The 23014-nt window shown below is 41.7% G+C and carries 20 protein-coding genes and 1 pseudogene; 11 read left to right on the top strand and 10 right to left on the bottom strand.

Annotated elements, in window-relative coordinates:
- Positions 1–63 precede the first annotated feature (63 nt).
- Complete coding sequence (locus AC21OG_RS01215; protein ID WP_487377466.1) at positions 64–1770, bottom strand: YihY/virulence factor BrkB family protein; 1707 nt, start codon at positions 1768–1770, stop codon at positions 64–66.
- A gap of 416 nt (positions 1771–2186) precedes the next feature.
- On the opposite strand from AC21OG_RS01215, the gene wrbA reads away from it, so the two are divergent.
- The 4 genes from wrbA (at position 2187) to AC21OG_RS01195 (ending at position 6946) form a co-directional block, all read left to right on the top strand.
- Positions 2187–2825, top strand: coding sequence for an NAD(P)H:quinone oxidoreductase (gene wrbA, locus AC21OG_RS01210; protein ID WP_487377464.1), 639 nt, complete (start codon positions 2187–2189; stop codon positions 2823–2825).
- 3 nt (positions 2826–2828) lie between these two features.
- Positions 2829–3287, top strand: a complete 459-nt coding sequence (locus AC21OG_RS01205) for a hypothetical protein (RefSeq protein WP_487377462.1) — start codon at positions 2829–2831, stop codon at positions 3285–3287.
- Between the two features lie 153 nt (positions 3288–3440).
- The gene (locus AC21OG_RS01200) at positions 3441–4454 is read left to right on the top strand and encodes a TAXI family TRAP transporter solute-binding subunit (RefSeq protein ID WP_487377461.1); all 1014 of its coding nucleotides are present in this window, start codon (positions 3441–3443) and stop codon (positions 4452–4454) included.
- A 320-nt stretch (positions 4455–4774) separates the two neighbouring features.
- Positions 4775–6946 (top strand): TRAP transporter permease, encoded by a 2172-nt coding sequence (locus AC21OG_RS01195; RefSeq protein WP_487377459.1) that lies wholly within the window; start codon positions 4775–4777, stop codon positions 6944–6946.
- A 269-nt stretch (positions 6947–7215) separates the two neighbouring features.
- Here the strand turns inward: AC21OG_RS01195 and AC21OG_RS01190 are convergent, their stop codons facing one another.
- The 4 genes from AC21OG_RS01190 to AC21OG_RS01175 form a co-directional block, all read right to left on the bottom strand.
- Complete coding sequence (locus tag AC21OG_RS01190) at positions 7216–7947, bottom strand: DUF3108 domain-containing protein (RefSeq protein WP_487377457.1); 732 nt, start codon at positions 7945–7947, stop codon at positions 7216–7218.
- 429 nt (positions 7948–8376) lie between these two features.
- Positions 8377–9765 (bottom strand): NAD(P)(+) transhydrogenase (Re/Si-specific) subunit beta, encoded by a 1389-nt coding sequence (locus AC21OG_RS01185; RefSeq protein WP_487377613.1) that lies wholly within the window; start codon positions 9763–9765, stop codon positions 8377–8379.
- 23 nt (positions 9766–9788) lie between these two features.
- On the bottom strand, positions 9789–10109 hold the full coding sequence (locus AC21OG_RS01180) for a proton-translocating transhydrogenase family protein (protein ID WP_486547372.1): 321 nt from the start codon (positions 10107–10109) through the stop codon (positions 9789–9791).
- A gap of 143 nt (positions 10110–10252) precedes the next feature.
- Positions 10253–11386, bottom strand: coding sequence for a Re/Si-specific NAD(P)(+) transhydrogenase subunit alpha (locus AC21OG_RS01175; RefSeq protein WP_487377455.1), 1134 nt, complete (start codon positions 11384–11386; stop codon positions 10253–10255).
- 436 nt (positions 11387–11822) lie between these two features.
- Between AC21OG_RS01175 and yaaA the strand changes: the two genes are divergently transcribed.
- Entirely contained in the window at positions 11823–12635 is an 813-nt protein-coding gene (gene yaaA, locus AC21OG_RS01170; protein WP_487377453.1) for a peroxide stress protein YaaA, read from the top strand.
- Between the two features lie 481 nt (positions 12636–13116).
- On the opposite strand, the gene groL is transcribed toward yaaA, so the two are convergent.
- On the bottom strand, positions 13117–14766 hold the full coding sequence (groL, locus tag AC21OG_RS01165) for a chaperonin GroEL (RefSeq protein ID WP_487377451.1): 1650 nt from the start codon (positions 14764–14766) through the stop codon (positions 13117–13119).
- 56 nt (positions 14767–14822) lie between these two features.
- Positions 14823–15113 (bottom strand): co-chaperone GroES, encoded by a 291-nt coding sequence (locus AC21OG_RS01160; RefSeq protein WP_486547253.1) that lies wholly within the window; start codon positions 15111–15113, stop codon positions 14823–14825.
- A 301-nt stretch (positions 15114–15414) separates the two neighbouring features.
- Between AC21OG_RS01160 and AC21OG_RS01155 the strand changes: the two genes are divergently transcribed.
- The 4 genes from AC21OG_RS01155 (at position 15415) to AC21OG_RS01140 (ending at position 17554) form a co-directional block, all read left to right on the top strand.
- Entirely contained in the window at positions 15415–16008 is a 594-nt protein-coding gene (locus tag AC21OG_RS01155) for an acyl-CoA thioesterase (protein WP_486547252.1), read from the top strand.
- 334 nt (positions 16009–16342) lie between these two features.
- Entirely contained in the window at positions 16343–16549 is a 207-nt protein-coding gene (iscX, locus tag AC21OG_RS01150) for a Fe-S cluster assembly protein IscX (protein WP_007393996.1), read from the top strand.
- A gap of 28 nt (positions 16550–16577) precedes the next feature.
- Positions 16578–17069 carry a hypothetical protein gene (locus AC21OG_RS01145; protein WP_487377450.1) on the top strand — a complete coding sequence of 164 codons (492 nt, stop codon included), beginning with the start codon at positions 16578–16580 and terminating at the stop codon, positions 17067–17069.
- Positions 17070–17086: 17 nt separating this feature from the next.
- Positions 17087–17554: a GyrI-like domain-containing protein gene (locus AC21OG_RS01140; protein WP_487377448.1), complete on the top strand. Its 468-nt coding sequence runs from the start codon at positions 17087–17089 to the stop codon at positions 17552–17554.
- A gap of 389 nt (positions 17555–17943) precedes the next feature.
- Here AC21OG_RS01140 and AC21OG_RS01135 read toward each other — a convergent pair.
- The 3 genes and pseudogenes from AC21OG_RS01135 to AC21OG_RS01125 all read right to left on the bottom strand — a co-directional run.
- Positions 17944–18099 (bottom strand): annotated as a pseudogene (locus AC21OG_RS01135) (succinyl-diaminopimelate desuccinylase); the annotation flags it as partial.
- Positions 18100–18471: 372 nt separating this feature from the next.
- Positions 18472–19680, bottom strand: a complete 1209-nt coding sequence (gene dapE / locus AC21OG_RS01130; RefSeq protein ID WP_487377445.1) for a succinyl-diaminopimelate desuccinylase — start codon at positions 19678–19680, stop codon at positions 18472–18474.
- Positions 19681–19807: 127 nt separating this feature from the next.
- Positions 19808–20656 (bottom strand): 2OG-Fe(II) oxygenase, encoded by an 849-nt coding sequence (locus tag AC21OG_RS01125; RefSeq protein WP_487377444.1) that lies wholly within the window; start codon positions 20654–20656, stop codon positions 19808–19810.
- Positions 20657–21045: 389 nt separating this feature from the next.
- On the opposite strand from AC21OG_RS01125, the gene AC21OG_RS01120 reads away from it, so the two are divergent.
- Complete coding sequence (locus AC21OG_RS01120) at positions 21046–21921, top strand: 23S rRNA (adenine(2030)-N(6))-methyltransferase RlmJ (protein WP_487377443.1); 876 nt, start codon at positions 21046–21048, stop codon at positions 21919–21921.
- A 168-nt stretch (positions 21922–22089) separates the two neighbouring features.
- Positions 22090–22998, top strand: a complete 909-nt coding sequence (gene pssA / locus AC21OG_RS01115) for a CDP-diacylglycerol--serine O-phosphatidyltransferase (protein WP_487377441.1) — start codon at positions 22090–22092, stop codon at positions 22996–22998.
- The last annotated feature ends 16 nt before the right edge of the window (positions 22999–23014 follow it).

Below are 23014 nucleotides of genomic sequence, written 5' to 3'. Positions count from 1 at the left end.
GCACTCGGTTGCCTTGTAACCATTTTAGACTTCTTTGACTATAGTATGTGGTAGTCTGTCTCGTTATTTATCGGGATTGTCCTCTTCGGTAATAATGGGTTGATCTTTTTCATGTCTTAACAAAGAGAATAAGCCAGATTTTTGTTTCTTTTTAGATGTCGGCTTTATATCCTGATTGTTTAGTGGCTGATTGCTTTTGACCTGGCTGCTACTAACCTGACTGTTATTTATCTGGCTGATTGTCACATCATTACTTTTAACTTGGCTATTTGTAACCTGACTATTTAATGCCGCTAAGTCAGCATCAGGTGGGCTCGCTGCTTGCTCATCATCAGTATCGGCGACGGCATCTGCATCGGGGTCAAAGGGTTGAGCCTCAAATTTATCTTTGGCATTATTTTTTAAAGCTGGTTCATTGAGAGGTTGCTGATTATGACTAACCTCATTATGACCAACCTTATGACTGATAATATCATCCTTTACCCCTTCACCCTCGGAAGGCTCAATTCTTTGACGAGGTGGACTTTGAGAAAAGACTTGAGATAACGGAATATCAAGCTCGCTTTTAGCGCAGTTCTCAGTTTTAATAAAGCGCTGTATCAACATCGTCAGCCAAGGATATTGCAGATGAGACGGCATTTCCTCAAGCTCATCTTTAATGGGTAAAGGATAGGGCAGAGTACGGTAAAAATCCCATAACGTTATGTTATCGAGATCCTTTTTTAGAACATAGCAGCCGTCATCAGTGATGGTAATTAAATTACTGTCAGCAAGATAGTTGAGGTAGGTAAACCATTTGGGCAGCTCTTTTCGACCTAACACATCTCGCAGTTCTTGTTCAGAGGTTGCATCGCCTTCTTGATAGCGGTCATATATCAAGTTGAGCATATCGAGTAGACTCAGAAGAGGATGGCGAGGGTACACTTCCCCTGTCGCAAAGATGGTTAAGCTATAGCTGATCTCTACCCCGATGAGTATCAAATTCCAAGACAAATAAACCCATAATAAGAAGATAGGCAGTGCGGCAAATGCCCCATAGATAGCTTCATAACTGGTAAAGTTTGTCATCACAATACCAAAGGTATATTTGAGTAGCTCAAAAGTAACCGCCACAAACACACCAGCAATTGCAGCATTTTTTAGCGGTACTTTCGCCTTAGGGATGAACCAATACATACCAATAAAGCCGCCGATAGTGACCGCGAAAGACACAATTTGTACCCAAAAGCCCCAGTCGATACCATAGCCTAGCACTTGTTGATTCAAGAAGCTTAAGCTTTGCACCGTACTTGACACAATAAATGCCGTTCCTAGAACCAATGGCCCTAAGGTAATAATAGTCCAGTATCGTAGGATGCTCTTTATGCCACCTGAGCGATTTTCAACACGCCAGATCTGATTGAAAGCACGTTCAATAGTTGTCAAAGTCATAATGGTAGTGATAAACAATGCCATTGCACCAATCGCAGTGAGATTGGTGGACTTTTCTGCAAAGTCGTCTATATACTGTGAGACTTGGATGCTTGATTGCGGCAACAAGTTACTATAGATTAAGTCTGATATTTGCTCTCGTACAGACTCTAAAGCGGGTATAGACGATAAAATCATCAACAGTACCGTTAAGATAGGCACAATTGATAATAACGTGGTATAGGTTAAAGAAGCTGCTTTTTGTTGGCAGTTATCTTTTAAAAAATTACGAACTAAAAAACGCAAAAAATTAAACCAGGTATGGTCATAAAAAGGCAGTTTCTTTAATAGTTTTTCCATAGCAATGTACTGAGTCTTATAAAATTGTGGCTAGTTTATCAAAATTTGGCTAAAGTCGGTTAAATATTCAAATATGTCCAAATCTATATCTGTTTGACAGACTTTATAAACCGTGAAAAGTATTTGTTTCATGAGGCGATGATAACGGATTATGACATAATAATGAGTGAACTAAACCGTCTAAATACCTCATTAAAAACATTTTTTGTGTAGACCTAGTGCTACTCATTTCTTAACTAAAGCCGTAGACAAAGAATGACATCTCATCTTTAGTTATATTTTAATCTTAATATAGTCATGTAACGCCAAAAGTCGATCTTCATATGACTATATGACTATATGACTATATGACTATATGACTATATGACTATTAAATGCTCAATAAATAAATACTAAATACGAGGAATGAAAAGAATATGACAGCTCAACTTGCCCCCACTGACACCGCGCCTGCCCATTATGTTCTGGTTTTATATTACTCACAGCATGGGACCACAAAAGAGATGGCCTATGCCATAGCGCAGGGTATCGAAGATGCGGGACTGACAGCGCGTATACGTACTGTACCTGCCGTCACTACCGAAATCAAAGTTGCTAAACCTGCCATTCCTGAGGAAGGCGATCTTTATTGCACCATGTCAGACTTAAAAAACTGTTCTGGACTGGCATTAGGCAGTCCCACGCACTTTGGGAATATGGCCGGGGCAATGAAGCACTTTTGGGATGAGACTGTGACCTTATGGTTGGCAGGCAATTTACAGAATAAGCCAGCCTGTGTATTTACCAGTACCGGATCATTGCATGGGGGTCAAGAGACGACCTTATTGACCATGATGATGCCACTTTTGCATCATGGCATGATGGTGTTAGGCCTGCCATATTCAAATCCAGAATTGGGACGTACCAATCGTGGAGGCACGCCTTACGGTGCCACTCATGTCAGTGGCAGCGCCCATGATCAGCCCGTGACTCAAGATGAGCGTAGTTTGGCGATTGCTCAAGGTAAGCGTTTGGCTCAAGCGACTCAAGCATTATCCAATGCCAAGTGGTCTTAGGTCATGGATAATAAGACCGAGAACAATGCGTCTGAGTCCAGCGGATCTAAAGGTAATTCAAGCGATTTGACGGGCATTGTTAAGATGCAAGCAAAATTGCGCGCAGGTTGGCTGGTATGGCTCATCTATCGAGGCTTAGCCCTTCCTATATTGCTTGGATTGTTGCTGAGCACTCAACCTAATATAATTGGGGGGATTGCTTGGCAATGGCTGTGGTTAATCCCCGCTCTCGTTATCTCCCCTTGGATAGTAAAGGGTAAATCCCCTTATGTCCTGTTGCTAAGTAGTATGTTAACTTTAGTGTATTTTGGCGCAAGTGGTGTCACTTTGTTTGAAAGGTTTTACGACATTAACTTTAGTGTGCTGTGGGTATATTTGATTGATCTCGTACTACTGATATTGGTTAATTTGTGGTTATTCAAACTTCTAAAGCGTTTACCTTCAATGAATGGGCAAATCTAATAATTTCAAATTTTTTATTATAAATTAAGAGTGCTAGACATTGTAATCAAATTATAATAGTATTAATGAATTGCAACATATTGTTATCAGTTTGTGTATATCAGGTTTGATAAGGATATTTTGAACGTTAATTAATCAAATTGGATGGTACCCATGAAAATATTTCCAACATTAACAGCTATGGCTCTAGGTATAACATTAATGTCTGGCTGTACTCAACCTGCTGATGAGACAAAGAGCAGTGGCGAGACGAGTAGCACTGAAGCGACAAAATTTATCACTATCGGCACGGGTGGTGTGACTGGCACCTACTACCCAACTGGAGGTGCCATTTGCCGTATGGTCAAAGCAGCAGAGTCTCCTATTCGTTGTTCTGTTGAGTCCACTGGCGGCTCGGTATATAACGTGAATACTATTAAAGCCGGCGAGCTTGATTTTGGTATTAGCCAAAGTGATACCGCATTTCAAGCGTTTAATGGTGAAGGTAAATTTGCAGATGCGCCGGTCAAAGAGCTCCGTAGTGTATTAGCTATTTATCCAGAGTTATTAGCACTAGTCGTACGTAAAGACGCAAATATTGCGACATTAGCAGACGTCAAAGGTAAGCGTATTAATATCGATGTACCAGGAAGTGGTACGCGGATGACAGCGGAAGCAGTATTTGATGCGAATGGCATTAGCCTAGATGATCTTGCTTTGGTCAATGAGTTGAAGTCTTCTGAAGGCCCAACGATGTTAAAAGACAAAAAGGTCGATGGTTATTTCGGTATGTTCGGTCACCCAACGGCAAATATTAAAGATGCCGCCAACTCCGTGGATATTGATCTAGTTCCTATTGATGGTCCTGCTATTGATAAACTTATTGCTGACAATCCTTATTATGCAAAAGGTGTCATTTCAGCCTCAGACTATCAGGGTGTTGAAAGTGATGTTCCTAGTTTAGGGGTTAAAGCCGTATTGGTAACCCGTGAAGATATTGGTGATGATGCTGTAACCGCGATTACTCAAGCTATATTGGACAACTTTGATGAGTTTAAAGAGTCACATCCAGCTTATAAAAACATTACAAAAGAATCATTACTTGATGGTTTAGCGGTACCTCAACATCCAGCAGCAGCAGCTGTGTTTGAAAAAGAAGGTATTGCCATCGCCAGCGCTGAGTCTTAAGCCATATTATGACTTATTACGTTTTATATAAGCACAGGTAGCCTTACCTGTGCTTATTTTTTTATATCCGTTTTGAAAACCAGAACCTTTATAAGCTTAAACTGATTATCAAAATGGTATAACGCTTGTTTTAATTTGGGAATGATATCACTACCACTACCCGATGTCTTAAAAGGTATAGCCAAAGAACGTATAGAACGCCACAGTGTTAGTCTTTTTTTACCAGTATGCGCGTACTGACACTCGGTTACCTTCTATCGACTTTAAAATCAATTTAACGTTCTATGACTGTACTACTTCAGATATCATTGGAGGATAGTATGAATAACAATCGCCACGACGGCGTATCTAATACAGACAGCACTACAACTTCTAATGGCATGGATGCATCCATTACAGACCATAATGAATTGTCCAATATTGACGCTATAGCCGAGAGCGATAGTGCGGATGTTCTAGAGGGAAAACGTGTATTACCGACTAATTCTTTAGGCTACATGATCATAGGGCTGATTGCATTTTGTTGGTCATTTTTTCAGCTTTATGTGGTGTTGCTACCCGTAAATGACGTATTCGTGCGCTCTATTCATTTAGCATTTGCATTAGCATTAACCTATTTAATGTATCCCATGTTCCGCACCAAAAAGACCATGACCAGTATTCCAATTTGGAACTATGCGCTGGCGATAGCGGCGGCGGGGACATCGTTATATATCTTTATATTTTATGATGATTTGAATGCCCGTTCTGGCGCTTGGTTACCTATAGATGTCTGGGCCGCTATCGCTGGTATAATTTTACTCTTAATGGCGTCGCGCCGGGCGTTAGGACCCGCATTAGCGGTTATCGCATTGGCATTTTTAGCCTACGTGAAGTTTGGCCAATTTATGCCAGAGATGATCTCGCACAAAGGTGCTAGCATAAATAAAATGATGGGCCAGATGTTTTTGACGACAGAAGGTATCTTTGGTGTGCCATTGGGCGTTAGTGCCAGTTATGTTTTCTTGTTCGTTTTATTTGGCGCCTTATTAGAGCGTGCTGGAGCAGGTAAGTATTTTATTGATTTGGCGTATGCTGCACTGGGAAGATATGATGGGGGACCCGCTAAGGCATCCGTAGCAGCCTCAGGTATGATGGGTATCATATCAGGCTCTTCTATTGCCAATACAGTAACGACAGGAACGTTCACTATTCCTCTTATGAAGCGTTTGGGGTTCCCAGCGCACAAAGCTGCGTCAGTAGAGGTTGCTGCCTCGACAAATGGTCAGTTGATGCCGCCTATCATGGGTGCCGCGGCATTTATCATCGCAGAGTTCTTGGGTATGGATTATGCTGGCGTGATAATGGCAGCCGCCATACCTGCTTTTGTGAGCTATATTGCGCTATTTTATATTGTGCATTTAGAGGCAAAAAAATTAGGCATTAAAGGGGAGGCGAAAGATAGACTGCCTAAAGTATGGACGGTGTTTGTCAGTGGTTTGCATTACTTGTTGCCTGTTTTTTATCTAATGTACACCTTAGTCGTATTAAGAATGTCACCTCAGCGCGCTGCCTTTAATGGTATCTTGGTATTAATGGCGATTATGGTGCTGCAGCCCTTTGTGAAGTCACTGTGGTCAAAGAATGGCTTACGATTGGTTGATAATGCCAAAACTGCATTTGTCGATATAGTGGCTGGCATGATTAATGGTGCTAAAAATATGGTGCCTATTGCCGTCGCTACTGGTGTGGCAGGGATAGTGGTCGGCTCAGTGACCATCACGGGTATTGGTCTGATATTGGCAGATGTCATTGAGGTATTATCAGGCGGCTATATACTGGCAGTATTGGCATTGACTGCAGTGGTCTCGCTCATCTTAGGCATGGGGCTTCCAACAACGGCTAACTATATTGTCATGGCGTCGTTGACTGCACCCGTGATTTTAGGATTAAGTGGCGATTTAGGGTACTTGGTACCGGCCATTGCGGCTCACTTATTTGTATTCTACTTTGGTATTTTGGCGGATGATACTCCGCCTGTGGGAATGGCGGCTTATGCGGCAGCGGGGATAGCAAAATCAGATCCAATAAAGACAGGGTTGCAGGGTTTTGCTTATGATATCCGTACCGCTATCTTACCCTTTATGTTCTTTTTCAACAGTAAGCTATTACTCATCGATGGTGTGGACCCTACCAATCCTAAAGATCCAGCAGGCTGGCAATGGATTACTAATCCATTTGAGATTGGGTTGATATTTGGTATGGCCGTATTAGGTATGTTGGCGTTTTCATCAGCGACTCAAAGGTGGATTAGGGTCAAAACTAACTGGTTAGAGGTCATTCTGCTGATAGCGATTACCATACTATTGATGATTCCAAATATGGTCCAAGGCTGGTTGGATTTACCTCATGAATATGTCAGTTATGGCATTGGCGTGAGCTTATATGCGGTTATTTATTTGCTGCAAGCCAGACGTCATAAAGTGCAGCTGGGCAATGTAAGTGCACTATAAAATGTGGACTTGGCTAAGTTAGGTAATCCTTATTTTTAAATCATTACCTGCAAGCTTTAGATGGTTATCTCTATAAACTTGCTCTAATGCTTAGTTTTAAATTAGTTTAGGCAGTAAAAAAGCACCACTAGATCATCTAGTGGTGCTTTTTTGTACTATCAACTTGTACTATTTATAACGTCATCAAAAACTTAGTTTAAAAATAGAAATAAAAAACCATCAAGATAAATAGAGCAAGATTAATAGAGCTCAAAAGGCAAAGGTTACAATTAACGAACTTTAGTCAGTTCCATTTCCATCTTCTTACCATCATTATTTTGCTGAACTTTCACGGGTAAGTAGTCTAAGCTTGGAGCAAGCCAAAAACTGGTTGAGCGATCACTGTCTTCATGGATACGATCGACTCGAACAGTATCAAACGTCCCGGCCGGCACTGTAATCTTGGTATTGCCTACTTTCTTAAAGGGTGTTTTCTCGATTTTATCTTTTTTAACCATATAATAGTTGCCCGTAAAATTCCCGTTTAACAGATCTTGTCTAATCTGGGCTTCAAGACTCAAATCATCAAAGGCTCTATTTGGGGCAGATAAGTTAGAAGTCTTACCGCGATAAGTACTGGCTATACTTTTTCCAGAGTTACTAAATTTCATGTTATGAGTACGGCCGACACCAAATACTTTATAGCTGGTACTGGCACTGGTTGGGATAATGCTGTTACCACTGATGGTAAAGGTGCTTTTTTGGTTGGCGGTTGCGACACCTGCGACGCGAGCATTGACTTTGTAAGTCCAAGTATTTCCAGATTTAGTAAGGCTACGTGTGGCCGTTCCTTTATATTTGCTTTCTGCAGTAAAGTTATAATCTGCAGTAGACGGCGTCAATGTCCCAGCTGCTATAGCGGCAGTGGATGCGACAGCTGTGGCAGTGGCCAAGCCAATACCCGCCACTAACTGTTTGGCTTTAGAATTTTTTGACAAGTGTTGTTTAAACTTATTTAACATAAGGGGTTTCCTTTAATATTAGGGTGCTTAAAACAGGGTCAGGTTTGAATACTACTATACCTTATATATGGTCATACTTTGTTACATTTCCAAGGTCGTTATTGGACAATATTAGGGGTGTTTTGTTAGTAATTCTTTCTCATCATTATTCTAAGACATATTCGTCACATTCTTAGCTTTAACAGACTGGCCGAGCTCACACAGTGTACTTATGCGCTCATCTTTTGTGATGGGTTAATTATCAGATTGGCTATCAGCAATGTGGATTAAGACACTAATCAGGATAGTGAGGTCATATCTAACACATAAAAAAAGACAGCTTTCGCTGTCTTTTGATGGTTAAAAAGGTGACTTCTGCTTAATTGCTACTTAGGACAATAGAATATTGAGACATTATTCTAATTGCAGTGTATATAGCAGTGCCTAATCCTAATGGCCACCGCCATTAATTGTACGTACCATCTCTTCCACCATCTTCTTAGCATCGCCGAAGATCATCATGGTCTTATCAAGATAGAACAAAGGATTATCAAGACCGGCATACCCTGTGCTCATTGAACGTTTGATCACCATAACGGTTTGTGCCTTTGATGCTTCTAAAATTGGCATACCAAAGATAGGGGAGTTTGGATCATCTTTGGCCGAAGGGTTAACCACGTCGTTTGCACCGATTACCAATACTACGTCAGTACTTGGGAAGTCAGAGTTGATCTCATCCATCTCCAAGATATCGTCATAAGGCACATCCGCTTCAGCAAGTAGTACGTTCATGTGACCAGGCATACGGCCGGCAACGGGGTGGATAGCAAAGCGAACGTTGACGCCTTCTTCTTTTAAGAGCTCATATAGCTCTTTTACTGCATTTTGAGCACGACCTTGCGCCATACCATAACCCGGTACAATAATAACATCGCTGGCATTACTCATTAAGAAGCCTGCATCTTCGGCTGAGCCTGACTTGTAGGTCTTAGGTGCACCATCACCTTCGTCAGCAACGGCAGCTGTTGTCCCCATACCACCAAATAATACATTTAGTAGTGAGCGGTTCATGGCTTTACACATGATGTATGACAGGATAGCCCCAGACGAGCCCACTAATGAGCCTGCAATGATCAGCATTGAGTTACCTAATGTAAATCCAATACCTGCCGCTGCCCAACCAGAGAATGAGTTTAATAGCGATACCACAACGGGCATATCACCACCACCGATCGGCGCAATCCACATCCAACCGAATACCACGGCAAAAGCAGTCATCGCGTAGAACGCAGGCATTGATTCAGTGACAAAGTAGATTCCACCGCACGCAATCATAGCCACAAACAAGATCAGTTGCACAGGCTTGACCCATGCGCCGCCTACCGTTTTGGCCCACTTTTTAGCGGCCAGTTTACCAAAGGCAAAGACTGACGCTGAGAATGTGATCGCACCGATGAAACAGCCAATGAACAGCTCAATACGCGCAATGGTACTGTGATCGTGGGTGGTATTTAACACGGTAGCAAGGGCAATCGCTACTGCCGCCAAACCAACGAAGGAGTGCATTAACGCAACTGTCTCTGGCATTTGGGTCATGGCAACTGTTTTTGCTTTCCACATACCAACCAAAGCACCTAATATCATGGCACCGATTATAAGCCATAATACAGGACCTTCCGCTAAGAAGAAGGTCGTAATGACGGCAATTGCCATCGCTACCATACCAAAACGATTACCACGGATGGCCGTCTTTGGGCTTGATAGACCACGTAAGGTCAAAATAAATAAGATTGCACCAACGAGATAAAACCAGTCAGCGTGAGCAGCAATCCAGTTCATATGGGTTAAGTCAGTCGCTGGATTCATGCATCACCTCCTTCAGAGTCTGTTACTGGTTTGGCTTTTTTCGCTTTTGGTTTAAACATTGCAAGCATACGCTCAGTAACCGCAAAGCCACCGAAGATATTGATACTGGCTAAAAAGACGGCGAAAGCACCTAGTATGCTCGTCACTGAAAACGGACTGCCGTCGATATGAATGGTTTGTAGCATGGCGCCAACGATTACAATACTAGATAATGCATTGGTCACCGCCATTAAAGGAGTGTGTAGAGCAGGGGTAACGCCCCAGACAACGTAGTAACCGACAAAAATGGCAAGCACGAAAATGGTAAATATCGCCACAAAAGGGGTACCCCCTGTAACAGCGACCCCCAGCGGTGCGGATGCTAATAGTGTAGCAAGCATAATCTTCTCCTAATTTCTTTCTAATATATAGTCAAGCAAGTGTGATCTGTCACACTTTAAGCGCTTAAATTCACAGTCCCTTATTTACGCTGCAAACGCACTTCACCATTATGAGTGACTGCCAATGCCCCTTGGATCTCATCGTCAAGATTGATCGTTAAGGCATTATTATTTTCTTTATCAAATAAGGTGGTGATAAAGTGAACTAAGTTGTTGGCATATAAGTCAGATGACTGGGCGGCTAGCGTTGCGGGTATATTAGCGGCGCCGATAATACGGACGCCATTGTCTGTAACCACAGTTTCACCAGAGACAGTGCCTTCAACATTCCCGCCAGAGCTCGCTGCCATATCGATTAACACTGAGCCAGCCTTCATCTTATCTAGCGTCGTCTTATGAATTAGACGTGGCGCATTACGACCAGGGATTTGAGCCGTAGTGATAACAATGTCGGCATTAGATACGGCTTTATCGACCACTTGTGCTTGATCTTTCATATACTGCTCAGAGGGCGTCCAGGCATAGCCACCTGTGGATTTCGCTTTCTCTTTTTCCTCATCGCTCATTGGCACATCTAGCCATTTACCGCCTAAGGATTCGACTTGTTCTTTGACTGACGGACGTAAATCACTGGCCTCTACCACAGCACCTAGGCGTTTGGCAGTAGCAATGGCCTGAAGACCAGCTACTCCCACCCCTAGTACCACGACTTTTGCAGGTTTAACCGTACCTGCTGAGGTCATAAACATTGGAAAGGGGCGCGAATACTCATTGGCTGCCATAAGGACGGCTTTATAGCCTGCAAGGTTGGCCTGTGAGGACAGCACATCCATGTTTTGAGCACGAGACAATGTCCGAGGCAATAACTCCATCGCAAAAGCGGTGGTGCCCTGTTTGGCATAGTTATCGAGTTGATCATTGCGGTAGGGATCGAGCATACCAATGACGATACTGTTACTAGTTAGCTGAGTAATTTGCTCTGCTGTCAGGTTTTGTACCACACAAATGATATCTGCTTGAGACAACACGTCCGCTTCACTCACGACTTTGGCACCTGCATTGGTATAAGCGGTATCATCGTAATAGGCATGCTGACCAGCACCAGACTCAATAATCACATCATGACCAAGTTTGGTCAGTTTTTTTACGGAATCGGGTGTGATAGCAACGCGACCTTCATATGCCTGCTTGGCTTGTATTGTGCCTATTATCATTTTCGCTCCTAGCTTGTTTAAGTGATCTAAACCTATCGTGAGTTTGTATTGTGTCTTTAGGCAGAACTTTATAACTGTTAAAAAACCTCTGGTTAGTCGAGCTAAAACCAAAGGTTATCAATTTAATAAATGGCAATTTCGAAACCATTCTGTGAATTTATTATAAGAATATAAATTGATAAAAATCATTGATGAAATATGACCGGTCAGTTACATTCTTTCACAAAAAGTAACCAATCATATTTTTATTTAAGGAAGAGTAACACATAACACAATGTTATCAATACACGATTTATATAAAAATATCAGAAACAGTTTAGCCGCTCTCTGCGACTGTCTCCGTTAGCCTATATATGGTAGTCTTACCTACTAAAACTCTTTTAATAAAGTATCGATACAAACCCAAATAAAACACTATTTATAAAAGGATGCGACTATGTATTTTGTGTTATCGCCTGCAAAGAGCCTCAATGAGAGTGATCCAGTCCCCGTAAAAGTAGGTAACTACTATAGCCAACCTGAGCTCATTGAACACTCTCAACAGTTAATGAAAATATTAAAGTCAAAAGAGCCTGTTGATTTACAAGAGTTAATGGGGATATCCGATGATTTAGCGCAATTAAATGCTGAACGTAATCAGCAATGGGCATGGAGTGAGAAGAAGCCCTTTAATGAGGACAATGCCAAACCCGCAGGTTATCTGTTTGACGGTGATGTGTACACAGGTCTTGATATGTATCACATGGACAAAGAGACAGTGGTTTATCTCAATGAGCATCTCGGTATCTTATCGGGATTATATGGTGTGCTGAAACCGCTAGATTTCATTCAGCCGTACCGTTTAGAGATGGGCACCAAGCTAAAAAATGAACAGGGCGATAACCTATATGACTTTTGGGGTATGCATATCTCGCAGGTAATTAATCAGCGTATGCAAGACACTGCCGAACAGGGCGAAGATAATGTGCTCATTAACCTAGCGTCCAATGAGTACTTTAAATCTGTTAAGAAAAAAGCAGTCGATGCAGATATCATCACGCCACGGTTTGAAGATGAGAAAAATGGCAAATTTAAGGTTATCAGCTTTTATGCTAAAAAAGCGCGAGGACTCATGGTGAAGTATGCAGCCGATAATAAAATCACCAAAGCTGAGGACTTAAAGAAGTTTGACTTGGCAGGATATTACTACGTTGAAGAAGCATCGGATGATAAAACATGGACATTTAGACGAAATGAGTCGGATCAGTGATCAGTAGTCGTAAATATTTAATATTAACTTAATTCGGGATATGAGCTTTTGTAAGCTATTGTTATTATTTGGGTTAAAAAATCCATCCCCAACCCTTCCTTTGGAAAAGTAAGGGAGCTAACCTTTCAAAGTTAAAAAGAGATCAATGACTGTTTCTTTAAAAGGTAAGATGCATTGCTTTGCAACAAAGGAATGCCTATCAACTTAACTTTTATGAATTAATTCTCCCGAATTCAGGTTAATATTAATTTAGCTATTTGACACTCTATCAACTATTGCAAGTAAAATTCCAACTTCTTATCAATAAATCACATAAAAAACCCCGACAAGCGATAGCTTATCGGGGTTTTAAATGCAGTCTTGAATGGCAAGTTTATGGGGTCTCTAACAAAGTAGGACTAGGAAGTCTAACGAAGATTGTATATATGATACCTCCAGTTAGACTGACAACGTCCTACAAAGTTAGCGGGCACATAAACAATTACATCATGCCGCCCATACCACCCATGCCGCCCATACCACCAGCACCGCCCATGCCAGCCATGCCGTCATTATCTTCAGGCTTGTCTGTGATCATCGCTTCAGTGGTCAGCATTAGACCAGCAACAGATGCCGCATGTTCAAGGGCAGAACGTGCTACTTTAGCAGGGTCAAGGATACCCATTTCTAGCATATCGCCATAAACGCCAGTTGCTGCGTTATAGCCATAGTTACCAGAGCCATTTTTCACTTCGTTTACTACCACAGAAGCTTCATCGCCAGCATTAGTGACGATTTGACGTAGAGGCGCTTCCATAGCACGGCGTAAAATATTGATACCTGCATTTTGGTCGTCGTTATCGCCAGTCAATTCGCTAATAGCGCTCATCGCACGAACGAGAGCAACACCACCACCAGGCACAACGCCTTCTTCAACTGCCGCGCGAGTGGCATGAAGCGCATCATCTACACGGTCTTTCTTCTCTTTCATAGCGGTTTCAGTAGCAGCGCCAACTTTAATTACCGCTACGCCGCCTGACAATTTAGCAACACGCTCTTGCAGTTTTTCTTTGTCGTAGTCAGAAGTAGACTCTTCGATTTGACGGTTAATTGAGTCAACACGCGCGCTGATATCTGCTTTATCACCAGCACCATCAACGATAACCGTGTTCTCTTTACCAACCGTTACTTTCTTAGCTGTACCTAAATGCTCAACAGTCGCAGTCTCTAAGCTTAAGCCCACTTCTTCAGAGATTACCGTACCACCTGTTAGCGTCGCGATGTCTTGTAGCATAGCTTTACGACGGTCACCGAAGCCTGGCGCTTTTACCGCACAAGTCTTCAATCCGCCACGCATGTTGTTCACTACTAACGTCGCTAACGCTTCGTTTTCAACGTCTTCAGCAATGATTAATAGTGGCTTGCTTTGCTGCATTACTTGCTCAAGTAACGGTACGATTTCGCGGATATTGCTGATTTTTTTGTCAACCAATAAGATGTATGGGTTTTCAAACTCAGCCGTTAAGCTGTCTTGCTTGTTAGCGAAGTATGGGCTGATATAACCACGGTCAAACTGCATACCTTCGACCACTTCTAAAGAGTCTTCAAAGCCTGAGCCTTCTTCAACAGTGATCACGCCTTTTTTACCGACTTTCTCCATTGCTTCAGAGATAAGCTCACCGATTTTGGTGTCAGAGTTAGCAGAGATTGAACCAACCTGTGCGATAGCTTTATGGTCGTCAGCAGGAGTGGCTAATTTATGAATCTCTTCAACAGAAGCTTTAACGGCTTTATCAATACCGCGTTTAAGATCCATTGGGTTCATGCCGGCTGCAACAGACTTCATACCTTCTTGCAAGATAGACTGAGCCAATACCGTTGCCGTAGTCGTACCATCACCAGCAACATCATTGGTTTTGCTCGCCACTTCACGTACCAGCTGAGCACCCATGTTTTCAAACTTATTCTCAAGTTCGATTTCTTTTGCGACTGACACACCATCTTTAGTGATGGCAGGTGCGCCGAAAGACTTGTCGATGACTACGTTACGGCCTTTAGGACCTAGAGTTACTTTAACAGCGTTTGCTAAAATATTAACGCCGTCCATCATTTGTTTACGGGCGTCAATGCCAAACTTTACGTCTTTTGCCATGAGATAATTCTCCAATTATTTTAATTTATAGGGGGTTGTTTATATTTTTAAATCAATTAACCTTCCAATACACCCAATACATCAGATTCTTTCATGATTAATAGCTCTTCGCCATTAACTTTCACAGTTTGACCCGCATATTGACCGAATAAAATAGTATCGCCAACTTTAACGTCTAAAGGACGGACATCACCATTTTCACGAAGTTGACCATTACCCACTGCTAAGATCTCTCCCTGAGATGGTTTTTCTTGAGCAGAACCCGGTAATAAAATACCACCAGCGGTTTTTTGTTCTTCTTCCACACGGCGGACTACGATGCGGTCATGCAAAGGGCGAATATTCATTTTTCACTCCATTAAAAAAGTTCAGTTAAGTTATAAAAAGTACCCATTCAACCCATAAAAATATTGTTATAGGACAGCATTTAAACCATAAAACTTAAATCCTGTTATGAGTCATGGGGCTGTCCTAAAAATGGGGTTGAGTGGCGAAAGTTTCAAGCCAAAAAATATAAATTTTTTTATTAATTATCACTCAACACAACTGACAACAACCGCATAGCTGTATAGACTAACGCTTGCCTTATTCTTATGCTTTATGTAACGTAGCGCCTAATTTCTAAACACTTAGCTAGGATACCCACCCATGAACATGTTAATCCGTTTTTTTATCTTGATGCGCCTATTAAAGCAACAAGGCAACACACCAGACTCTAATGATAGTCATCATAACGAACAAGGGTTAAACGAGACTCTTTATCAGGAGTTACTGTTTAAGCCGTTTACGAGGCGTTACCGCGTGTTGCCGCACGATATGGGTTTTCGCAAACACCTACCAAACTACCGTTATTTATCCTTTATCGAGTTAAATATCACAGGATGGCTATTGACCGTTAGCCGTCAAAATCAGCTCAGACATCAACACCAATCTACTCAACAAACCGGCGACGTACAGCTTGGCTGGATTATCTCAATGCAAGAGATGGTTTATCTAAAGGAAATCAAGTTTTTAGACAAAATGACGGTCACCAGCACCTTAGAGGGCTGGGATAACAAGTATATCTACTTTCAGCATCATTTTTATGTCAAAAACACCCTAATGGCGATAGGATTGACCAAATTTGTACTAGAAAGCGAGCAAGGTCTGCATCGCCCAGAGATACTTGACATGCAAGGCAAACACCTCACCAATGTCATCGATACTTGGAACGCCAACCAAACCGCTATAAAACAACAGTAGCACTGCTTTTGGCGCTAATAATTTTTGGAGCCACTCTCGCTTTGCGTTACTATCTTGGTGTGCACGAGGCGAGTCGCTACACGTTACCCCGTTCCTGCTTCGCGATAACAGGGTAACGCTAGCGTCTCAGCCCAGTGCTTTACCAAGTATATCCACTGCAATCGAGGCTAAACCGCCTTGTTAAAGCAACGCTTATCCTTCTTAACATGCACTAAATCAAACGCCGTATCTATGCTAAAATCTCAGCTATATAATCAATTTGTTTGACACACTTGTAACTTGAAACCATTGTCCCTTCATATTTCAACACTTATCTTTAAATAAGGACACGATCATGAACCAAAAACTAAAATGGACAGACAGCCTAGACATCGCCATCGAATTGGTCGAGAAGTTTCCAGAGACCGATCCACAGTATATTCGCTTTACCGATTTACACCGCTGGGTAACCGAATTAGAGAACTTCGATGATGACCCAAACAAATCAAACGAAGGTATCCTAGAAGCCATCCAAATGAACTGGATTGATGAGGCCGATTAGTCTGTTTCTTAACTCTATTAGGATAATTATGAAGAAAAATATACTATTATTTATGATCCTATTTTCATTATCAGGATGTTATGACCCGCCTCTGACGACTAGTGATATACGCTATGATATAGATGACAAAACTAATTTAAATGCACACATAGATGATACTGTTATTAATAGTATTAACCAAAATGAAGACGTAGAAATTCTAAGATATAAAGTAAGTAGTAATACGCCAGTTTTTGCAAGTGGTAGAAAATATGGGGTATTAGCTATTGAAAATAACTGTTTGGTTGTTCAGCAAGCTGAAACTATATGGGCTTTAGCTTTACCTATTAGTGATGACACAAGCCAATATCAAACACATTGGGATCAAGCAAAACAAGAGCTAGTTTTTGGGGAACGACGATACAAGTTAGGCAGTTATCTAGATTTAGGTGGTGGTGCGATGGGTCATGAGCGCGTTATTAAGTCTTCTATGGCTTGCGATACATACCCTGTTTTCGGAGCATTTAATTTGAGCCTGTAAGTCTAAAAGGAAATATTATGAGTACGAATATTTTAGAGCTTTCCGACAATATACCCTGCCAAGGCATATCCGTGCGCACCACCAACCAAGATGAGACAAATCCTGAAAGTGCTAAAATAGGTGAGATGTGGCAAAATTTTTATAAAAACTATTTCGCTAAACTTTCAGAGGATAGCGATATATATGGTATCTATCACAATTACGAAAGCGACGCCAATGGGGCTTTTGATGTGATGGCTGGTTGGCATCAAGTTGATGATGATTCAGCGTTTGATACTAACGATTTAATAACAGTCACTATTCCCACAGGTAAATATTTAGTCTTTAGTGAGCAGGGTGACATGCCAGATGCGGTTATCAATGCATGGCAAAATGTTTGGGCTTATTTCAATGATGCTGACTGTACGCATACTCGGTTATATGATGTCGATTTTGAGCACTATGTCAGTGAGTCGCAAGTTGATGTGTATATTGGTATCGAGTAACCGAAGCTTATAAAGTTCATTAGTATTCATTAAATTTAGATCTAAGAGCTATTTTTAAAAGATCGCCCCCTTCCTTTTTTAAAGGAAGGGTCGGGGATGGATTTATAGCTGGTCTATATTCAAGTAATTATTACTATTAAATCTAACCTACAACTGGTGGGTTACGTTTTTCATGCACTCTCTTCGAGAGTAATGCAAAACTAACCACACCCTACGCCTGTTAACCTGAAAAGATTACTTCTTTTCCATAGGAAGGGCTGGGGATGGATTTAAGTGAGGTTGTAAAGTTTCACAGACCAAATTGTAATGCTTCTCAGAACCGGGGTGGATTTCTTATATCAAAAAAGCCTTCATTAAATGAAGGCTTTTTAATTCAAAGCGTTAGACTTCTAACTCAACAATTCTTCTAGCATCTTCTCATAAATCTGCGCCAACTTATCGATATCATCAATTTCTACCTTTTTATCCACTTGATGAATGGTAGCGTTACGCATGCCTAGCTCAACCACTTGAGCACCCGTTGACGCAATAAAACGACTATTGGAAGCTTGCGTAGGGTGGGTTAGATTTTTCAAACCTCGAAGAGGTGCAGTAAAATCGTAACCCACCTATTAATTTATGATGTTTGAAGGTGGTTTGTTGGTTAAAATTGGTGGATCACGCTTCGCTAACCGCACCTGACGACTCTACCAGAAATCCTACCAGCTTTAACCACGATAAATATCTGCAAGAACACGATGTTACCGCTAGCCCTGATAGAAGCGGTAGCTTGGTGGGTTGTGGGGCATACAGCATCTTACACAGGAGTGGTCGCTTGAATAATGGAACACGCTTGTGTTTAGATGCTGTGCCCCACAGGCAACCAACTAATAGCGGATAGCAGGATTAGCTCCAAAAAATTAAACCAGAATTGCAAATTAATGCAGTAACAACTCCTCAAGCATCTTCTCATATATCTGCGCCAGTTTACCTAAGTCGTCTACCTCTACTTTTTCATCAACCTGATGAATGGTTGCATTACGCACGCCAAGCTCAACCACTTGCGCCCCCGTTGGCGCAATAAAACGCCCATCAGACGTGCCGCCCGAGGTCGATAGGGTAGTATCAATACCCGTCACTTCTTTCACGGCTATTTTACACGCATCCACCAACTTACCCTCAGCGGTCAAAAATGGATTGCCCGATAGTTTCCATTTAATATCGTAACTAGCCTCAGTATCTTTAAAATGCTTATCCAAAATCTCGTGAGTCTTGGCTCTTAAATCTTGTTCCGTAGTTTCGGTCGAAAAGCGAAAGTTAAATACCACCTCTACCGTTTCAGGAATGACATTATTAGCACCCGTGCCCCCATTGATATTCGAGATTTGCATCGAAGTTGCAGGGAAGAACTCATTACCTTTATCCCATTGGGTATGAGTAAATTCAGTTAACGCGGGCAGGAGGGCATGAATCGGATTTACCGCCAAATGAGGGTAGGCGACATGACCTTGTTTCCCAGTCACCGTCAGTATGCCACCCAGTGAACCACGGCGACCATTTTTGATAATGTCACCAAGCGTATCGGTACTCGATGGCTCGCCAACCAGGCAATAAGTGATTTTCTCATTGCGTGCTTCTAAGGCCTCAATGACTTTTACCGTTCCATTAATAGAAGGCCCTTCTTCATCGGAGGTTATCAACATCGCAATCGAACCCTTGTGATCAGGATGGTTTTTAACGAAGCTTTCAGTTGCCACTGTAAACGCGGCAATCGCTGTTTTCATATCTGCTGCGCCACGACCCCAAAGATAGCCATCTTTAACGGTTGGCTCAAAGGGTGGGATTTTCCAATTATCAGCATTGCCCGTTGGCACAACATCAGTATGCCCTGCAAAGCAGATGACTGGGTCTGTCTTGCCACGTCTTGCCCACAAGTTTTTGACCTCAGCATTGAGTCCAACAGCATTTTTATCGCCAAAATACATAAATTCACACTCAAATCCAAGCGGTTTAAGTCTATTAACCAATACGTCCTGAGCGCCCTTATCATGAGGGGTGACCGAATCACGACTCATTAAATCAATACTGAGTTCTAAAGTGGCTTGTTGATGGTCAATAGTGTGGTTTTTTGGGTCGTTTTTGTTCATAATCGTCTCAAAGTTGGTAGGGAAAGGGTGTATCGGTTTAAGGTCTGATTTAAGGGGTTTTTATTGATTTGGATTTGCTAAGTTGCTTATTTAAAGTTGCTTATTTCGTTTATTGACTATACGGCAATCATAATGGCTCAGCGATAATAATGGCATCATCACGACGTAACCAAGTGGCGATAGAATACCGTTGACGGTGCGCAATTTCTACCTGATGGCGTAAATTGCTATCAAACAATATTAATCGATTGGCTTTGGGTAATAGTTGGTGCTGTTTTCCATGATTGTCAATAATGGATAGTTCACCACCATCATCCGTCGTCCATTCATCATTTAAATAAAACACCGCAGAAATAACCCGCTCATTGCGCCCTATTGGATTGTCCTGATGCCACTGATAGCCGAAGCCAGGCGGGTAACAGGCATAATGTGCTTCACTGTGGCGAATACCTGCAAATAGCAACCGATTAAAAAACTGCGCCAATTGGTTTATGCTATGCAAATAATAAAATCCTGCGAAGAAGTTATGGGTAATCCAGCGTATTCGATCGCCGCGAATGTCAGTCTTACGTACCCCATCAGTGAGTAGCGCATCGCGATAGTCTACAAATCCACTCTCAGCTTGCAACGCCAGCAAAGCCTTAGCGTCATAAACATCATCTAATACCACGAAGCCATCATTAATAAAGCACTCAATCATAACCTCATCAAAACGTTGCGCCCAATTAACCTCAAAGTCTGATTGTTGCAACGTACTTTGAGTGTTCGTAAGATCAATTTTGTTATGGTGACTTAGTACTGTTGCTTTATCAGCATGTTGGGTTATCTCTTCTAACACCTCATAAGCCAGTTCTTTAGCAGTGTCAACCTCGCTAGGCGTTAGAGGGGGAGGTATAGGCACCGTTATCGGGTCATTATGTTGGCCTATAGACGGTGTTAAATTACTATTAACCTCAGTTTTATTCGTTTTAGTCATCAATAACACCTCTGACACCTTCATCTTCATAAACAGTAAAATTGCAATGGCATCTGCATTATAAAATGAATAACGCAGTTAATAGTAATAGTTAGAATAAAATTAAGCCGAAAATTAAGTTAAAGATACGTTAAACAGCCACATCAATTGATTGCTAACCATGATACTCTTTGAAGCTTTATGCCTAATAATTAGACTTAACACTCAATAGGCCCTAAACTTAACCGAAATTTAACCTAAATTGAATCAGTAAAGAGCGTTTTAATAGATTCATATCAGGGCAATTAACTATTAATATACTTATTTCAAACCCGCTTATGCTAACATAGAACCAATTTTTGATTCCCCAATTTTAATACGCAACTTTCTACAATTAAACAAGCTAACTTATGAACTATAAACATGCCTATCACGCAGGTAATTTTGCCGACGTTGTAAAACACATTTTACTCATCCAACTGCTCAATCAAATGAGCAAAAAAGATAAGTCTTATTATGTACTAGATGCTTATGGTGGACGAGGTCTTTATTCATTAAGTAGTGAAGAGTCTCGCAAGACTCGCGAAGCCCAAAATGGTGTCCAAAAGATATTAAATGCAGATCTAAGTGAGGCGCCAGCAGCCGTCAGCCAGTATGTTGACGATATCAAGAAAGCCCGCCAAACCTATGATAAGCATGTATACCCAGGCTCGCCTTGGTGGATTGCCAATCATGTTGAGAGGAGCCCTGAACCTCTTGTTAGAGCAGAAGCTTTCGAGCTTAAAAATAGCGAATATGATGCCCTTAATTATCAGTTGTATAAGCTGCCTATTGGCATTCATAACCGTGATGCATTTGAAGGTATAATGGCCGTCATTCCGCCTGAAGAGCGTCGCGGAGTTATCTTAATTGATCCTCCTTATGAACAAGAGCACAAAGACTTTACCCGTTTGGTTGAGCTGTTGGTAGCGACAATGACCAAGTGGCCGCAAGGGGTTTATGCGTTATGGTTCCCAATCAAAAATATTGATGCGGTTGAGCTTTTTTACAAAAAAATGAAGCGAACTGGGATTCGTAAGCAGCTACTTTGTGAGTTAAATATTTATCCAAATGACGTTGCAGTAGGCCTCAATGGCACCGGTATGTTAATTATTAATCCACCATGGCAATTTGACCAAAAAGCACGCGAAATCTTAAACTTTATCCAGCCGTTGCTACGACCTGAGGACGCACCAGATATCCCACAAAGCCAAGCGGTAAATGTGCGTTGGTTGGTGGGTGAGTAAGTAAAAAGGTAAGATAGGTATAAAGAAAGAAAGTATCAAGCTATATGGTTCGGATGTCGGATGTATAGTTACTAAATAAATAATAAGGCAGATTAAAATTCAGTTTATTCCGGCTTTCATTGCTTATAACAGTCACGTTTAAAATTTTCAACAATATTGAGAATGAGTATGACAACGCCCAATTCCTCGCATTCTAAAGAGACAAAATCTTCACACCCAGTTGACATTGAGCATAGTGCTTCCTCAGATGTGCCGTCTACAACTGGTGTTGAAGCTAATAGTGCTGATGCGACTAGCGGGGGTATAGACGGTTTGGATGGTTTGACCTTTGAAGTCATCGAACAGGAAGTATCCAATGGTAAGCCCGTGGTGAGTCGAGGTGTGTATTTGGCACCTAATTTAATCACCACACTGTCCTTACTGTCTGGATTTTTCTCCATCTTATCGAGTACTCAAGGCGAGTTTTATAAAGCCTCTTTAGCAATCTTTTTATCCGCCATTTTAGACGGAGCGGATGGGCGAGTGGCCCGGATGCTTAATGCTCAAAGTCCGTTTGGAGAGCAGTATGACTCTTTGGCAGATATGCTTGCGTTTGGAGTGGCTCCCGCAATATTGATTTATAGCTTTGCGTTACAGCCTTTAGGTCGTATCGGCGTCGCTTGTGCGTTTGTGTTCACTGCCTGTGCGGCATTTAGATTGGCTCGTTTTAATGTGCAAATTGGGGAAGTTGATAAGAAATTCTTTGTCGGTTTGGCCAGTCCTTTAGCAGCCATTTTAGTTACCAGTTCGGTGATGGTGGCTTTAGATCATAATCAGTGGGTAGGAGACTACGACACCCACATCATGATGCTATCAGCGGTATGGGTCGTGATTTGCGGACTTCTAATGGTCAGTAACCTTAAATACTATAGCTTTAAGGAATTTGATAAAAAGAAAGTGCCTTTTGTGGCGCTGATTATCGCTGTACTGGTGATGGGTATTGTTTTATATGATATTCCCGTTGGTATTTTAGCCATCGGTGTCCTCTATGCGTTATCTGGCATTGTGTCTACTTTAAAAGCCAAAGTTAAAGGTTAAATTAATAACTGTCAGT

The sequence above is a fragment of the Psychrobacter sp. CX5 genome (genome assembly GCF_057621535.2).
Note: the sequence above shows the minus strand (reverse complement) of the source record. Positions and strands in the feature narration are given on the sequence as shown.

Excerpts from the sequence above, each read along its gene's own strand:
- AC21OG_RS01140 (WP_487377448.1), top strand. The coding sequence starts at position 17,087 with ATGAGTACGAATATTTTAGAGCTTTCCGACAATATACCCTGCCAAGGC.
- AC21OG_RS01200 (WP_487377461.1), top strand. The coding sequence starts at position 3,441 with ATGAAAATATTTCCAACATTAACAGCTATGGCTCTAGGTATAACATTA.
- wrbA (WP_487377464.1), top strand. The coding sequence starts at position 2,187 with ATGACAGCTCAACTTGCCCCCACTGACACCGCGCCTGCCCATTATGTT.
- dapE (WP_487377445.1), bottom strand. The coding sequence starts at position 19,680 with ATGAACAAAAACGACCCAAAAAACCACACTATTGACCATCAACAAGCC.
- AC21OG_RS01195 (WP_487377459.1), top strand. The coding sequence starts at position 4,775 with ATGAATAACAATCGCCACGACGGCGTATCTAATACAGACAGCACTACA.
- AC21OG_RS01155 (WP_486547252.1), top strand. The coding sequence starts at position 15,415 with ATGAACATGTTAATCCGTTTTTTTATCTTGATGCGCCTATTAAAGCAA.
- groL (WP_487377451.1), bottom strand. The coding sequence starts at position 14,766 with ATGGCAAAAGACGTAAAGTTTGGCATTGACGCCCGTAAACAAATGATG.
- AC21OG_RS01190 (WP_487377457.1), bottom strand. The coding sequence starts at position 7,947 with ATGTTAAATAAGTTTAAACAACACTTGTCAAAAAATTCTAAAGCCAAA.
- AC21OG_RS01120 (WP_487377443.1), top strand. The coding sequence starts at position 21,046 with ATGAACTATAAACATGCCTATCACGCAGGTAATTTTGCCGACGTTGTA.
- iscX (WP_007393996.1), top strand. The coding sequence starts at position 16,343 with ATGAACCAAAAACTAAAATGGACAGACAGCCTAGACATCGCCATCGAA.
- AC21OG_RS01215 (WP_487377466.1), bottom strand. The coding sequence starts at position 1,770 with ATGGAAAAACTATTAAAGAAACTGCCTTTTTATGACCATACCTGGTTT.
- yaaA (WP_487377453.1), top strand. The coding sequence starts at position 11,823 with ATGTATTTTGTGTTATCGCCTGCAAAGAGCCTCAATGAGAGTGATCCA.
- AC21OG_RS01125 (WP_487377444.1), bottom strand. The coding sequence starts at position 20,656 with ATGACTAAAACGAATAAAACTGAGGTTAATAGTAATTTAACACCGTCT.
- AC21OG_RS01160 (WP_486547253.1), bottom strand. The coding sequence starts at position 15,113 with ATGAATATTCGCCCTTTGCATGACCGCATCGTAGTCCGCCGTGTGGAA.
- pssA (WP_487377441.1), top strand. The coding sequence starts at position 22,090 with ATGACAACGCCCAATTCCTCGCATTCTAAAGAGACAAAATCTTCACAC.
- AC21OG_RS01175 (WP_487377455.1), bottom strand. The coding sequence starts at position 11,386 with ATGATAATAGGCACAATACAAGCCAAGCAGGCATATGAAGGTCGCGTT.
- AC21OG_RS01185 (WP_487377613.1), bottom strand. The coding sequence starts at position 9,765 with ATGAACTGGATTGCTGCTCACGCTGACTGGTTTTATCTCGTTGGTGCA.
- AC21OG_RS01205 (WP_487377462.1), top strand. The coding sequence starts at position 2,829 with ATGGATAATAAGACCGAGAACAATGCGTCTGAGTCCAGCGGATCTAAA.
- AC21OG_RS01145 (WP_487377450.1), top strand. The coding sequence starts at position 16,578 with ATGAAGAAAAATATACTATTATTTATGATCCTATTTTCATTATCAGGA.